The 15160-nt window shown below is 39.7% G+C and carries 10 protein-coding genes, 1 tRNA gene and 1 pseudogene; 3 read left to right on the plus strand and 9 right to left on the minus strand.

The features are described 5' to 3' along the window. Positions 1 to 537: 537 nt before the first annotated feature. From DEV76_RS00005 to DEV76_RS00035, 7 genes are all read right to left on the minus strand, one after another. The gene (locus tag DEV76_RS00005; protein ID WP_109693849.1) at positions 538 to 1503 is read right to left on the minus strand and encodes a hypothetical protein; all 966 of its coding nucleotides are present in this window, start codon (positions 1501 to 1503) and stop codon (positions 538 to 540) included. A 387-nt stretch (positions 1504 to 1890) separates the two neighbouring features. Beyond that, positions 1891 to 3918, minus strand: coding sequence for a hypothetical protein (locus tag DEV76_RS00010; RefSeq protein WP_109693851.1), 2028 nt, complete (start codon positions 3916 to 3918; stop codon positions 1891 to 1893). A gap of 444 nt (positions 3919 to 4362) precedes the next feature. Then, on the minus strand, positions 4363 to 5412 hold the full coding sequence (locus tag DEV76_RS00015) for a putative phage abortive infection protein (RefSeq protein ID WP_109693853.1): 1050 nt from the start codon (positions 5410 to 5412) through the stop codon (positions 4363 to 4365). A 153-nt stretch (positions 5413 to 5565) separates the two neighbouring features. After that, a complete protein-coding gene (locus DEV76_RS00020; RefSeq protein WP_109693855.1) occupies positions 5566 to 7680 on the minus strand; it encodes a DEAD/DEAH box helicase in 2115 nt (704 codons plus the stop codon). After that, positions 7680 to 8993 (minus strand): ATP-binding protein, encoded by a 1314-nt coding sequence (locus DEV76_RS00025; protein WP_109693857.1) that lies wholly within the window; start codon positions 8991 to 8993, stop codon positions 7680 to 7682. The genes DEV76_RS00020 and DEV76_RS00025 overlap by 1 nt, the downstream gene beginning before the upstream one ends. After that, a complete protein-coding gene (locus DEV76_RS00030; RefSeq protein WP_109693859.1) occupies positions 8986 to 10746 on the minus strand; it encodes a tellurite resistance TerB C-terminal domain-containing protein in 1761 nt (586 codons plus the stop codon). Before DEV76_RS00030 ends, DEV76_RS00025 begins: the two co-directional genes overlap by 8 nt. 237 nt (positions 10747 to 10983) lie before the next feature. Further along, complete coding sequence (locus DEV76_RS00035; RefSeq protein ID WP_109693862.1) at positions 10984 to 11253, minus strand: helix-turn-helix domain-containing protein; 270 nt, start codon at positions 11251 to 11253, stop codon at positions 10984 to 10986. A gap of 372 nt (positions 11254 to 11625) precedes the next feature. Between DEV76_RS00035 and DEV76_RS00040 the strand changes: the two genes are divergently transcribed. From DEV76_RS00040 to DEV76_RS26315, 3 genes and pseudogenes are all read left to right on the plus strand, one after another. Then, positions 11626 to 11940: a hypothetical protein gene (locus DEV76_RS00040; RefSeq protein WP_109693864.1), complete on the plus strand. Its 315-nt coding sequence runs from the start codon at positions 11626 to 11628 to the stop codon at positions 11938 to 11940. Positions 11941 to 12382: 442 nt separating this feature from the next. Beyond that, positions 12383 to 12574, plus strand: coding sequence for a hypothetical protein (locus DEV76_RS25795; RefSeq protein WP_157962625.1), 192 nt, complete (start codon positions 12383 to 12385; stop codon positions 12572 to 12574). 26 nt (positions 12575 to 12600) lie between these two features. Next, a pseudogene (locus DEV76_RS26315) lies at positions 12601 to 13431 on the plus strand (recombinase family protein); the annotation flags it as partial. A 742-nt stretch (positions 13432 to 14173) separates the two neighbouring features. On the opposite strand, the gene DEV76_RS00055 reads toward DEV76_RS26315, so the two are convergent. Further along, positions 14174 to 14247: transfer RNA gene (locus DEV76_RS00055), tRNA-Asp, on the minus strand. 72 nt (positions 14248 to 14319) lie between these two features. After that, positions 14320 to 15030, minus strand: a complete 711-nt coding sequence (locus DEV76_RS00060; RefSeq protein WP_109693868.1) for a FadR/GntR family transcriptional regulator — start codon at positions 15028 to 15030, stop codon at positions 14320 to 14322. Positions 15031 to 15160: the final 130 nt, after the last annotated feature.

The raw sequence follows: 15160 nt of genomic DNA on the forward strand, positions 1-15160 counted from the left end.
TAATAAGCCTACTTTGTTTTTAATTAACTTTACCGCTACATTCATGTCTGGCAGTTTTAAAGGGTTGATTAAAAGTGTGGTTACTTAAAATTAACCCTAACTGTCAGATTAAATCGTAGCTATTTCAACTTATTTAAGAATTTCAAACGTAACCAGGTTGTTCTTCCACCTCCCTGATATCTAAATACTGTGAACGCCAGACGTAATGCACGTTCGGAGTTCTCTATATTTTCCTTGCAACTAGCGCTCCTCTTCCCGGATATTAGCTACGTCATCTTATGAGAATATGAAAATTGCAAGACTTCTTTGGCTTTATTAATGAGGTGTTCAATTGTATATCGAACCGAAAACATCAACCCACTCTTCTTCCGAATCGCCCAGCTACAGCGGGATGTAGCTAAAAAAGAAAAAGGGGACAATCACTTTTTAGATGATTTGTCCCCTTCTGCGGGCTGGGAGGGACAATTATCGAACTTTTAATTTTCCAAAATCACTTCGTTTCCTGCCTCTACAGATAAAAGCCCTCTGATAAACTCCCTAATCATCCAAGAACCGCAACGTAGGCTTATCGATTCCAAACTTTTCAGCTACGATTTCCTTTAGGCATTCGGTGAATGAGTCTATATTACAAAACTGCCTCACCATTTTCCTGAAATCTGACTTGTTGTCCTGGCTCAAAAAGTTCAGAGCAGCTTTGACCGTGGCCTCGGCAAGGTCGCTATCTGATTCAAGATCACCCCATTTTTTGTCCCTATTTGGCTTTATGCCCTCTTGGACAATTTGTTCCAATCCACTTCGAAGTCCTTCAGCCGGACCGATACCTCTGCGCACATTCCTGGTAAAAAGCTTCGAATCCACAGACACGAGGCTTGCTGTAAGGTGTGAAACAAACCTAGCATTGATATACTGTTTAGGAACTTTCTGATCACGGCAGGCCGATTCTTTCATATTGCAATATTCACTATGGTGCCCTGTAAAACTTACCTCATTTGCTATAGACAGTGACAAATCCCTTGTAAACATAAACTCAAGACAGTATGTACCATTCCAGTAATGTCTCTTATTTTCAACATCATAGTACCATGGTCCATCACCTTGCGTAGGGACATAAGGAATAAGAGTACCGTCAAAATTCTCTGTAGTAATAAGTATCCTGCAGGCATGTGGGTTATATTCCTCCATAACTTCTACCCAGTAGTAATTCTTTCCTGCAACGAGTTTGGAGAAATCAAACTCAAATGAGATATTCCCATACTGCGAGCCGTGGTACCAGACATTAGGAGAAAGCCATGTTACTAAAATCCGGCTTGTGTTTAGTTTACTTTTATCGTAAATCAGTCCTTGTTTGATCTTCCCATCTTCAACAATCCTAACAGCCGTAGCAAGATGGGCGACATGATAAACCTTATCCAAAATTTGACAATCATTACTTGGGTAATTTCTCGTTGGCACGGGGCCAATTTTATACTCGCTCCAAGGATAGTGCGTTTTTCTTTTTTTCATAACTATTAAAAGAATTTCACCTAGCTCTTCCCATACTTCCTGAAAGACGCAATGAATTGATAGATAAAAAAACCAACAAACACCTTGTTGATATAATCACAGAACAGTGAACCAAAGTTATAGTCAATGGTAAAATGGACATGGGATCTCCTTCTTTTCAACAATACTAGTTGGTCGTAAGTTGTGTATTGTATAATAATTGCCATAACTTAACAGCGTCTTGAGCGCTTGGCCTATTTCTTCGGGAAGAACCCTGCCCAAGTAATCTCTTAGAAAATCATCCTCATCGTTTGATTAAGTCTTGAGTGATTGGTTGCATTGTTGTCCTTCTTTTTGGAGGATAGACTAATTGGCAATTTGATGCCACTCCGTTTTTCAGTTTGAAAATTATCTACTAAAAAGTTTATCAAAAAAAGGATTATGACGGGTTATGGAAAAGTCGAGTAATTTCCTAAACGTCATTACTTCAATGTGAAGATTAATTTCCGGTTCAATCTTAAAGTAAGTGCCAAAAGGTGTTTCCTTCCATCCCTTATCCTTGTTGTATCCCGACAGTTGGGAAGGAATTACATCTAAGATTACAAACCCGAATTTGGGTGTTGTCTTGTGAATAACAATCTGGTTTCCTTTGTAGTTCTTTTTATCAGGTTTATAAAGAAATTCATCAAAATAAGGCTCAATCAGCTCTGAAAACTGCCAACGATAGTCCTTTTTGTCCTTTTGATGTGCCGTATCACCGGGCCTTTTAAATTCAAATACAACCAAAGAATTTACCTCGCCGCTGCTACGATCTCCGAAACTTATGGGATTGTCAAACATCTGGGGATTATCAAGTAAGATCAAATCCATTTCCTTCCGGCTGCTCTTCTGCGAGTAGGATGTGATGCTTTTGTCTGAAGCGATAAACTTATAGGTAATAAACCTTTCGTCAAGCAGCCACAAGTTATGGTTCTCGTAGTCCAAATCACTATTGGTAAGGCCAAGCGGGAATATCAATTTATGCACATCTTGTTCTAGTTTATACTTGCCATTTTCATCGGCATCTAAAAATTTATCAAATAACTCCAGAATGGCTTTTCTGCGAGTCATATAATCGGCAAGGCTATCCACGTCATAGGCTGTCTTTTCTTTTATGTCATTGATAATACTGGAAATGGCTGCCTCGTCAATTGATTTATCATCAATGAATTTCTGAATATTCTTTTCAACGTTCTTCCTCGCAGTGTACGATATCCGGTATAGGTGTTCTTCTAATTTATCCTCTGGTAGATTAGGTGGGATACTTTGCAGAATTTCCGGATTTTTAATAAAGCTATTATATCGAGGAGCTTTTGTCTGAATATAGGTTGCGATTTGTTTAACACTCTTTTCCTTAGCCCCTTTCACGAAACTGTCGTATTCCTTCTCGAGTAGTTTTGAGATCTCCTCTTCAATGTCCTGGAAAGTAATTATATCAGGAGATTTGAATAACAAATTTTCCTTTTCCTTATGAATATTGAAACCATTCCGGGCTTTATAGACTTTGCTGTCTAGGAATTTTGACACCAGATAAATATCAAAGAAATAGTAATTGCCATCAACCAGAATGGGAAAAGTAAAGATGCTGTTTATATTCTTTAAGTTTCTAGGATTACCTACAGACCGATCATTTGCACAGTAATAGAGATAGTTATTTCGCCGGTTACCTACTTTAGGTGATTTTGTAATATATATCTTGAATTTGTGGCCATTTACAGAGAACTCGCGTTCCTTCTCGCGTGAGACCTTTTCAAAAAGATCGTTTATCACCTCACCTTTTTTATCCTCCATATCAATAAGTTCAATGGTTGGAAGATTACCGCTGAGATAGTAAATAAAACAGTGTTGCATAATGACTTCCGCTATCTGCTGCAGCGTCAATGCGGACCGTTCCTGTATTATTTGATTGCAACAATTTTTAATATATACAGTGGTTCTCCATTTGCTTTTATCGCTTGCATTAAAGGTCTGGGATTCTATTTCCTTGTCGGTTGTGAACCTAAATGTTCTGTTCCACCATTGGCCATTTTCGCTATAATTGCTATCTACAAGAAATTCCTGGTAGGCAGCTAGGACCGTGAAACGGCCTATTCCCTTGCAGCCATGATCCTTATTTATTTGTGAAAAGGGTGTCTCGAAGGATTCAAAGTTTCTATTGTTGAATCCGACACCGTTGTCAATCACTTTGAAAGACGCAATGGTTTTTACATTGTCAAAGTTTAGCATTTGGGGTGGATCTCCTCGTTCAATTTGTATTTGAATCTTCTGTTGAGACTTCGGAAGTATTGATTGCTGTAAACTGATGATGGAATTCACAACACATTCCAGAAGAGGGAGCAGTACATCCTCTGAGGTAAGGTCAACTGTTTCAACCAGGTTCTTTACGGGAACTTCCATAGTGGGTAAATATTGGTTGTAAAATAATAAAAATTATTACTTGGCAACACGCTGAATAACACAAACTAATTATCCTGTCGTTTGTTTTTCTTTGCAGGAATGGATAGCTTGTGAGCCGCCCCCACAGCTTCTCCGACATTATCAATACTTTCCTGCGGACCTCCCCATTCTTCTGCTGCAGATGATCGCTTATTGCTACCGGCAACAGCACGCCATCCGTCAGTGGCTGTGGTACTTCTAGAGCTCAAGTACATCACTGACCGGGAACTCATAAGGGTAATATTGAGGATTTAGGAAGATTCGCAGCAGCGCCTCCCTTTCTTCGATGTAATTTTCCACCATCGTTGCAACTGATTCCCAGTCGAATTTTGCTGAAATGAACTCCAACCAGCATATTGAAGACAGATAGTTAAGATGATAAAAATTAAAGTCCTAGATGGGATCTTACTTACCTGCCTTTTTGAAATCAGGAACTGGCATCTTGTAGTGGAAATCCCTTCGTTGAAATTCAAATAAAGGACTTGATCCAGCTTCATGCGCATTATAATAATCAATCATTTGATTAACCTTGTTTGCAACAGTAGGGTGCTGAAAGAGCTCCGCAACCCAAAGGTTATGGATTATTTTAAACTTAGTAAAATAATGGTTGTCTTCATTCTCCCATGCATCCCCATATCCTTCGGCCATCCAATTATAAAATAACATAATCTGTTCATGATTACTTAATTGAGCACGTAAAATCTTTAGGTACTTCATCCTATCCTCATGTTTATCAACAACTATGCTTTCTGAAACATACTTAACCATCATGAAAAGATGCCTGTAATAGTGTCCCAGCGCGGCAGCATATCCATTATAACTTCGGAAATCAATCGAATAAGTATAATCCATTTCTTCAGGCCCTTCCCTAACACGCTGCCATACATGTGAATACTCGTCTATATCATTTGCCGTACTTGCCCAGCCCCAAAAGAATACTGCATAAGCACGTTGATATTCCACCTCGAAATCGGCATTCTCCAAGTATAAATATTCTAAGAATCTGGTAAAATCACTTGCCATTACGCGAAAAGCATCTCTCTTATCTGTAATTTGACCGGTGGCCACACTTATAATACTCAGTTCATCTACATTTTCTTTATGCAACTTAAGCATTTCAAAAAAATGGTTCTCAAATTGCTGTTGTTTCTGTTGTTTATCATTCGACATTGTTTGATTGTCAAATATGAACATCTGTAATTTATTCGCACGGTATTGCATATAAAATGCTAGCCCCGTAACAACGACAGCGGCAAGATTAATGAATGGCCCCATGGTCCCGCCTATAGTATCACCGATTGTTCCTGTTTTTGTAAAATCGAGGTTAGTATTCGCTGCCTCTTTAACGAAAATAGAAGGTGCAAAAAAGGAAAATCCAAACAATACTAGTGCAAGTATTAATAGAAAAATAGAGAACCAATCTAAGTTAGTTTTAAATTTACTGCCGTTTTCCATATTCGCCCATTTTTTATAGTTCCTGTAATTTGAAAAGCCAATAACCTAATCATTCTCTACTTCAAATTATTTTAGAATTTTGATTGATAAAAAGTTAGAAAATCATTCCAATTTCACGAATTAAAGTGTATAATATAACCACTGTCTCATTCATTATAGCTTTCTAGCCTTTAGAAAATTAATAGTACCATCAACATCTAGATAATTGCATTTAACAATTTCAATCTTGAATTTGACTGGTAAATATTGACCCCACTTTGAGAACATAAGTATCTTAGGATTTCGGTGAATTACATCAGAAAGCACCGAATCAATATTGTTGATTGCATTAAGGACTAAAATTACCAATTCGGATATTGAGACTTTGTTATCGAATACTTTAAAGCCAGAAGAATTCTCGTTTAGCTCATGCAAAAACCCTAAGTTCTCAAGTACCACTGAAATAGTTCTATTAATCCGGGTACCACAGAAAGTATAGAAAACAATTCCTTCTTCGGAGACAAAGACGGGGCGATCAACAAAAGTCTCGTCAAAATGATTATGTTCAAATTCATCCCTTAATTCTTGAATTATCCGTTTACAATCATCTGCAATATTCATTATAGGTACATCGCTCTTAATAATATCCCACATTCTCTGCCTTACCATACAATGAACAACGCCACCACTACCATAGAAAATTGGGCTTTTCCCATCATTAGCGGGAACTACTTCAATTTTTGACACACTTTCATCTACATCGACAATTTTCCAAATCCGCGCAGCCAGCAAAATATTTTCCCCAGGAAAAATCATTGGTGAAAATGGGATCTCGCCAACCTTTCTCCCTTTCTCCATCACATGCAAGTAAGGCTCAGTGCTGAAAACACTGTAAAAATCATAGTTATTTACTAGCTTTTCCCCTCCCAAACCTATTATCAGTTCACTTCTAATTATTTCCAGTAGATCCTCCTCCACACAATGGGAAATAATTTCATATATTTCATTTTCTTGTATAGCTGCGAATGCCCTATTGGAGGTTAACTGCAAAACAAGTTCTTCGATTTCAATCCCCGAATTGGATTTAACGATAGATAAAAGCTGGTGCAATAAAATGTCATAGGCTTTTTCTGATATATTAAATGATTCAATCTTCTCCTCTCTATAAAGTGACCAGCTTGCCAGAGCTTGTAGCAGACTCCAGGGATTCGTAGAGTATAAAATGAGCTGACTTTTATCCCCATCCCTTCGGCCACTCCGGCCTATTCGCTGAACCAACGAAGCAATTGAAAAAGTAGCATCGATCTGAACTACCAAATCCACCGCTCCGATATCAATACCTAATTCCAGTGTTGAGGTACATGAAATACTGAAATTCTGACCCTTTGACTGTTTCGCAAATCGCTCAACATATTCACGTTCAAGTTTATCTACCGATGAGTGATGGGAAAAATAGTTCAGGTGTCCACCTACTTTTTCCGCAATTTTCCCGAGTTTAACTGATACTTCTTCTGTACGACCCCTATTATTAGGGAAAATTAATGTCTTCCTATTGCTTACATTCCTGTACAAATCCTTCATCAAATCTAATGGCAAGCCGGCACCGTCGCTATCGAAATGTCTAAAAGTTGCTTCGACTATTTTAGGTGATTTGTCGCGAAGTATGACCGTATTTTCAGGCTCTGAAGTAAGTTTACGCGCTTCATTGAAGTCACCCAAAGTTGCTGAGAGCCCCACAATATTGAATCTATCTGTATTAATTCTTCTTAGTCTGTTTAATATTGATCTCAACTGTATCCCTCTATCACTTCCAATAAAGGCATGTACTTCATCAATGACAACGTATTGCAAATTTTGAAACAACTTCCTGACATTAAAAGGCGCATTAACAAACATAGCTTCAATAGATTCGGGTGTGATTAATACTACACCCTTAGGATCTTCAATAAGATGTTTCTTAAGCGATCTGTTTGCTTCACCATGCCATTTCGTAACAGGAATGTCCAAATACTTACAAAGATCCTCTACACGGTCAAATTGATCATTTATTAATGCCACCAAAGGGGAAACGTAAAGGACTGCAACTCCTGGCTTCTTAAAATCCACTTTCGATAGAATGGGTAGGAAAGCAGCTTCCGTCTTCCCCGAAGCAGTTCGTGAACTTAAAATATAGTTCCTGTCGTCTGAGAGGATCGCCTTGATGGCTGCAGCCTGGATGGGCCGGAATGCATCCCAGCGTTTATCCCTTACATATCTTCTTATGGGTTCGGATAATAGATTATAAGGCATTACAACTCTTCTATACTGTCAAGAGAAACTTCGGATGGTCTTTCATCTCTGATCTCAATGTCGCCAAATAGCTTCTTCTTATCAAGATTTGGATTCTGTCTAAGCAAGCTTAGTATACTTAGGAAGTCCCTAATTACCTCCCGTGGCGTCAGGAATTCATTGGCACCAGGCTTATTAAACATTTCTTCCATAAACAGATGAATATCCTCATCAGAAACATTAAGTTCTGTTTTATAGTTAAAATTGAAAACCGCTAACAATTTCTTTAACAACACAAATATTTCTGTATGATCAAGAGGCATTAGTCTGATTACGGGCTGTGCGAAATCCCTTCGGCCAGCCATCTCAAATTTGTTGGTTTCCAAACGTGATTTGAGAGCTTGATAACTAAAAAGTCCTCTACGTTCATTTTCTAAAAACTCACGCGTACCCGCGAAGTTGAAAAATAGATTTGAAATTTTCCCCTGTAGACAATCATTATAGATTGTGAGTATCTTTTCGTAGTTCTTCTCTCGCATTACTGAGGTGGAGATTTTATACAAGTTGATAGCTTCATCCAAATTAACCATGAAGCCGCTATACCCCATGCTAACGAACAATCTTGCAAAGTTTTTCAGCATATCATAATAATTGATATCATTGATCACTTCACGAACACCAAGATCCTGCCGGGCTTCTGTCTTGGTTCTATACTCTCCCTTTAGCCAGCGTAAGGCATTTCTGCGTAGTATTTCATCGCCTTTAATATATCCTTCGTAATACTTCACAACAACGAGCCCAAAATCAAAGCCACCTGCATCAGTAAACTCATTAATTGTTTTCATAATGTTATCCTGAATTAAGGGGAGATGACGATCGTCCCTAATTTCAGTCATTGGTATACCGTTCTCTTGGGCTGTTGCTTGAATAATCTGTTCAATCCATTTCTCTAATAGGCTAGGTAGCGCTCCTCCCTCGGGCTTGGTTTGGATAGCAAGATTATCCATAATGGCGGTGTATAATACAACCGCCTTCCCGTCGTTTGAATAAAGACGATTGTCGGGGGTAAAATCTGCATTAGCAACTACAAACTTTTGCTTCAAAGCGACAGTTACCAGCAAATGCAACATGAATGACTTTCCGCAGCCAAAATCTCCAATCCAGAACTTAACTATACTGTGTCCATTTTTAACGTCATTCAAGGCATCGATGAATGCAGTTACCTCGTCGGATCTTCCAACTGTTATATGCTGCACGCCAATTTTAGGGACAACGCCACCAAGCAGCGAATTAACTATTGCGGTAGCTTCTCTTGGTTTTAAATTCTCAATCATTGCACTTTATTTTAGAATAATATTCTTCAGTAATTGTGAAAGCACCTTCCACATCCTCGATCAAATTGTCGTCAATCAGGTCAAAGCAAGTTTCATTTATACTATCAATCACTTGTCCTGCCATATAGCCATTCTCTCGGCAAAAAATATCCAACTCTGGCTTAACAATTGTCAATTTATTTTTCTCAAAATGCTGTAGGGTTTGGATTTGTATGCTTGAAAGAGTCAAATCTTGGGAATATAAGGTAGGCGGTTTGTCTTGTCCCTTCTTATGGATATCCAGCTTGACTTCCTCAGCACTTACCTCTTCCATTTTGATATGAACTTGATCATCTTCATATTCATCCTCCAGGTATTCATTTAGCAATTCAACAGTATCCTGATCTTTTTCTTGTACCTTGGAAATAAGCGCCTTGTCTAATGAAATACGCTTCCGGGCAGGCTCATATATAGTGTTAACGGCCTTCAATGCAGCCTGTAAATCTTTTGACTTTATGAATTCGCTTACGGCAACCTCGAATGAGTGCAGCTGTTGTATTGATTTGAATAAACTTTTTTGGATAGTTTTGGTGAAAGGTTTGTTATCGAATTTTGACGAGTTAAGATCAATATTTATGTAATGGATGAATAGCTTTAGAGATTCGGCGGGATAGTATGCAGCCATAAATCGGGAAGCATCATAATAGATATTTTCTTGTTGAACATTCTTTACATTTAACGTAGCCAATTTATGTATTGATTGTGCATATTCTTGACCTTGTTCCAGCCCACGATCACTAATCTTAAACGCATAATTTATTCTTTCTAGTTGTTCCTTCCATCTATTAACGTTTTGGGCATTCAGTTCGATCTCAGTTTCTCGGTCAGGAATTCCAATAGTTTGTTTTAATTCTTCGATAGATTCATCAACGTATTTCCCAATTTTAGCATTAAATGTATCAGAAAGAGTACTGTATAAAGGATACTCACCGCCAATTTTTCGCTTATGTGACCATGCCTCTCGAATTTGAATTTCTGCACGTTTAAAAATGGTCAGATATGCGTCATCTTCAACGCGATCTATAACATATTGATAGTCATAATATTGCGAATTGTTTGCAGGATCTTTCCTGGCAATTTCTTGCATACTTTTTACTTCTTTCGCAATTGAACTATCTGCTTTTTTAAGTTTATTGTTAGTCTTTTTTATAGTTGCTAGATATAACTTCATTATTTCAATGCAACATCCTTCAATCGAAGTGAAAACATTCTGGTGATGATAAAACTTATTTAGCAAGCCGACTTCCTGGGCTGAAAGGCTTAATTTGTCTTTGTAGCGTTTCCCCAGTTTATATTCATCAAAGTCATATTGAACTCCAGTCTGTATGGAGATCTGTATGATGTTAGAGTAGGTTTGATGTTGAGGATGGGCTTGTGTGCGAGAGGAATTTTGAGGCGGAGTTTGGGGGGCTTGATGTATACTCCTCAAATCGAACTCTTTGCTTACCTCAACAATGAAATCATCCGTTGTAATTGGCTCGGCTTTTTCACGGTCCATATGGCCGAGCTTACTTTGGGCTTGAATTGAGATCGTATTGGCCGGTGTTTCTCGTTTGGGTGGTGCCTCACTTTTCGGGTAACGGTTTGTTACTTCTTGGTCAGCCTGCTGTCTGACATATTCTTCTGTCAGTTTCTGAAGTTTAGCCTTTCTACGTTTCTTGTCAGCAATTACAATCCAAATAAGGATTGCTAGAATAATTAAGAATCCTGCCATAGGTGTATGATAGTTAAAAAAGGGGTAGCTATTAAACGCGGAACAACACTACATAGAGCATTTTTCACATCGGTATATCGCCATGGGACAAATACAATAAGGGTTACTAAATTAAGTTGTCTGTTAACAAAGGAGCGTATTCAAATAAATGCAACCACACTAGGCTGCTTATCGTAATATATAACTAAAATACATTTTTTTCCTTAAAAACCATTGGGGGAAGGGGTTAATGACCAATTACTTAAAAGATTCTGCATTAAAAAAGTCGGAAAAAGTTATCTCAAGTGCATCTAATACCTTAACCAATGTATCCAACTGAATAAACGTATCCCCCCGCTCATACCGTCCAAACTGGCTGGTTCCCATATCATGCTTATAAGCGAAATCCTCATAACTGGAATACCCCTTTGCAATCCGGAGTTCCCGGATACGGGCGCCCACCAGGCGGGCCATTTCTCTTTGACGATCTTCGGGTTGATTATTATTTGTGGGTTCCTTCTCTGACATGCTGTAAATCTGCTCTTTCCTACCGAATTACACCAGATTCAATTAGGTCGGCACTAATTAGGTAGATTCAATTATTCCACTTATATTGCAATAACAGTGAGAATAAATTCACTTATATGAATACATCGTAAAATTTTACTTTTGCAATCCATAATATAACAAAGCGAATTTGCTTTTACACTCGCGCCTGAAACTACGACCTTCTGACCGTACGAGAGTATAAGGTAAATCGCCTGCATCATACTGGTGTGGGCGTTCTTATCTCGTACGGGGTGTCGTAGCCCTCAGGCCGGTAGGAACTAACCCACGCCATTTTTTTTGTTCGTTAGTTCCCAGGCACCCCATTTCTTCACCAATTTATTTCCATTATTTATGAATGTCAAGTTGACTGATCAGCTAGGCTATTGCCTCTCCGCGCAATACACTTTCTTCCAAGCGCATAGCCAACTCGCGAGAAGATTCAAAGAGAATATCTGCATGGAATTAGGCTGGAGCGATCAAACCTTCCAACGCTATCTCAAATATTCCAGACCAGCCACTAAAGCAGAGGAAGAGGTGATTTTTAAAGTAGGATACTCCTTACTGCTTGAAATGCAATTATTTACCGAACAAATAATCAAAGAACGGAAATCAGAAAACACTGCTCTAAACACCTTAATCATTGGTTATGACAAACTTAATCATTAAAAACAGGGAGGAACTGGAATTGGTAATGAGTGAAATGTTCAAATTACTCCAGGAAGTCAATCCATCTATAAAGAGCGTGTTCCTCACCCTCCATTTTGAAGCTACCAGTCCACTGGTTTTTCCCGGGATACCTATCAGTTACGAGTCGGTTAGTCTCCCGTCGCCCTTATGGAACTCGGTCACTTATGCAATTTCGCCCCCCAAGAACGCAGCGAGAAGGTCAAATTGATTCGATTCCGATTTGAAATCTATTTGCGCACCAGTCAAAAATGTTTGAAAATGTTTGCCGATGTTTAAAAATGATTGAAAAAGTTTCAAAACACTATTTGGGTAAGTGGTCAATATGATAAAATATCGAGGATAATCGGGAAAAAGCCGGACAATCCCGTCCATTCCCGGAACCGACAATTTAAGATGTGGCATCTTGCTTAAAAGATATGCCATGAATCCAAAGAACCTTACTCCCAACTGGACCGAATCCCTCCGGCAAAATCCCTCCTTCGATCATTTGACAGATGAGCAGAAGGAGGGATTTATTGATAGTATCAGACTACTCGCTAGCATCCTATTAGCGCTTAACGTTAGTTGCACGGTAGTAGCCATGCCTAATGAAACTATCAGAACTACCGCATAAGCATTTTTACTTAAAACTAAGTTGACATGACCTCCCTAAACTCCTTCTCAAAGTTTGCAAAGCCCTCCAGAAGTAATGCTCCTGCCGTACTGGTAAATAATAGCATCGCCTATACGCGAGTTTCCTCCAAGGAACAGTTTGAGCATAACATGAGCCTTGCTACCCAAAAAGCCCTGATAGACCGGGAGGCTGCTAAGCTAAATATTCCGATTGTCGAATATTTTGGAGGCACTTACGAAAGTGCGAAAACCGATGGACGGAAGGAGTTTCAACGGATGCTCAATTACATCGCTGCCAATAAGGGGAGGATTAAATCCTTGTTTGTATATTCTTTTGACCGGTTCTCCCGCACCGGCGGCGGAGCCATCAAGCTGAAAGACGATCTTTTAGAACAGTATGGAATTAATGTCATTTCGGTTACCCAGCCCATCGATACCTCCAATCCCAACGGCTCTTTCCAGCAGGATATTCACCTGATCTTCAGTAAACACGATAACGTAGTCAGGCGGCAACGTACCATCATTAATATGCGTCAGAAATTTGAAGCCGGTATTTGGGTAACACGACCACCGCAGGGCTACGAAATCGTGCGGGTAGGTGGAGAACGTAAAATCCGGGTGAATGATATCGGAAAGAAGATCCGTAAAGCTTTTGAGTGGAAAGCTGAAGGAATGAAGAACGAGGAGATCGTTACCCGATTAAGGGCAATGGGGGTAAAGATGTATAAGCAGCAACTAACCAAAATCCTGCAGAACCCGTTTTACAGTGGTATCATCAATCATAGTATGCTAGACGGAAAGGTGGTGGAGGGGAAACACGAAAGGTTGATATCGCAGGCGCTATTCCTAAAGATAAACGGGATCAACGAGAAAGCTCAAGGTTATGGAGTACCACACAAGAAGGAAGACGCCGCTTTACCCCTTAAGAACTTCATTCGCTGTGGGGAATGTGGTGTCCCCTTTACAGGATACGTAGTAAAGGCTAAAAACCTCTGGTATTACAAATGCAACAAGACCGGATGCCGCTGTAACCGTAGCGCCAAACTGATGCATGACGACTTTGTAAAACTGTTAGAAGAGCTTTCCGTAGATGAAGATTGCATACCATACGTAGAAAAGGCGCTCATCGAAGCCTATCACGAATCAACCGAGGGAAATAGAGAGCAAGAGAAAATCTACACCGACCGCTTAAAAGAAGTGGATAAGAAGATCGACGCCATTGAGGAGAAATTCTACGCCTTAAATGAAATGACAAAAGACACTTTCCAGAAACTTGCCTTCCGATATGCGAAAGAGCGGGACGAAATCAGCCTCGAACTCGGAAAATGTCAGGGAACAATATCGAACCTGGAAGAGAAGGTAAAATCAGTCGTAGATTTTTGCTCCAGACTGCCTACCACATGGCTTTCCAGCGAAATCGATAAGCAAGAAAAACTGCAAAAACTCATCTTCCCAACCGGAATTTTCTACGACCGCAAAAAACAGGGTTATCGAACCGAAAACATCAACCCGCTTTTCGTCCGAATCGCCCAACTACAGCGGGATATGGCAAAAAACGAAAAAGGGGACAATCACTTTTTAAATGATTTGTCCCCTTCTGCGGACCGGACGGGACTCGAACCCGCGACCTCCGCCGTGACAGGGCGGCATTCTAACCGACTGAACTACCGATCCTTTTCCCCTTTCGGGGCAGCAAAGAAAAGATTTAATTTTTAATCCGCCAATTATTTTGACAAAAAATATTGTCTAATCGAACAACCGGGAGAAATGATTCTCCAGGTGATTGCGCATCGCATTCCGGAACAATTCAGGGGAGCCGTTTTGCAGTATATCCACCAGGCCTTTATGGCTTACGAAATTCCGTACGGTGGATTGTTTGCGGAGCAGGCCGCTGTGATGTACATAATCGAATACCGGCAGCAGCATTTTCTGGAACTTCTTCAACGTGGCATTACCCGTGATCTCATACAGTTTCCCGTGGAAAGCGATCTCGTGGCTGATGTTGAAGATGTGGTTCTCTCCCACATTGGCAGGCTCGTTGTTTACAATATTGTAGAGATCTTCTATATCCTGTGGACGGAGATTCTTAAACAGCAGGTCGGCCATTCCTATTTCCAGCACCAGCCGGATCTCAAATATATCCTTAAGCGTTTCCTCACTGAGGATATATGGGTTCATACTCTTCCCCATTATATCCAGGATATCCGGACTGGTAATCACGGCGCCTTTCTTCTTCTTCGACTCAATCAGGCCCATCATGCGTAACCTGAGCAAGGCCTCCCGGATCACAGTGCGGCTTACCCCCAGTGCTTCGGCCAGTTCAAGCTCCTTGGGTATGGAATCCCCTACTTTCAGTTTCCGCTGCTGCAATAACGCTACAAGGTTGGCTTCCACCTTATCCACCAGCGAACTGGTATCTACCGTCTTAAAACTATCCTTGATGTCGATGAGGTCCATAATATGTATTACTTATCGTGCAAATATAATCAATGTCAATGTAAATTTTGACATGTCAATCGATTTCAGAGATTTCTACACTAACTACTGAATAACAGCACGTTAATTAGTAAACAGCATCAAATTTTGT

The organism is Chitinophaga deserti (genome assembly GCF_003149455.1).
GTDB classification, from domain to species: Bacteria; Bacteroidota; Bacteroidia; order Chitinophagales; family Chitinophagaceae; genus Chitinophaga; species Chitinophaga deserti.

What these genes read in the sequence shown, in the direction of transcription:
- DEV76_RS25795 (WP_157962625.1), top strand. Translation starts at nt 12,383, where the DNA reads ATGAATCCAAAGAACCTTACTCCCAACTGGACCGAATCCCTCCGGCAA.
- DEV76_RS00040 (WP_109693864.1), top strand. Translation starts at nt 11,626, where the DNA reads ATGAATGTCAAGTTGACTGATCAGCTAGGCTATTGCCTCTCCGCGCAA.
- DEV76_RS00010 (WP_109693851.1), bottom strand. Translation starts at nt 3,918, where the DNA reads ATGGAAGTTCCCGTAAAGAACCTGGTTGAAACAGTTGACCTTACCTCA.
- DEV76_RS00035 (WP_109693862.1), bottom strand. Translation starts at nt 11,253, where the DNA reads ATGTCAGAGAAGGAACCCACAAATAATAATCAACCCGAAGATCGTCAA.
- DEV76_RS00025 (WP_109693857.1), bottom strand. Translation starts at nt 8,993, where the DNA reads ATGATTGAGAATTTAAAACCAAGAGAAGCTACCGCAATAGTTAATTCG.
- DEV76_RS00060 (WP_109693868.1), bottom strand. Translation starts at nt 15,030, where the DNA reads ATGGACCTCATCGACATCAAGGATAGTTTTAAGACGGTAGATACCAGT.
- DEV76_RS00020 (WP_109693855.1), bottom strand. Translation starts at nt 7,680, where the DNA reads ATGCCTTATAATCTATTATCCGAACCCATAAGAAGATATGTAAGGGAT.
- DEV76_RS00030 (WP_109693859.1), bottom strand. Translation starts at nt 10,746, where the DNA reads ATGGCAGGATTCTTAATTATTCTAGCAATCCTTATTTGGATTGTAATT.
- DEV76_RS00015 (WP_109693853.1), bottom strand. Translation starts at nt 5,412, where the DNA reads ATGGAAAACGGCAGTAAATTTAAAACTAACTTAGATTGGTTCTCTATT.
- DEV76_RS00005 (WP_109693849.1), bottom strand. Translation starts at nt 1,503, where the DNA reads ATGAAAAAAAGAAAAACGCACTATCCTTGGAGCGAGTATAAAATTGGC.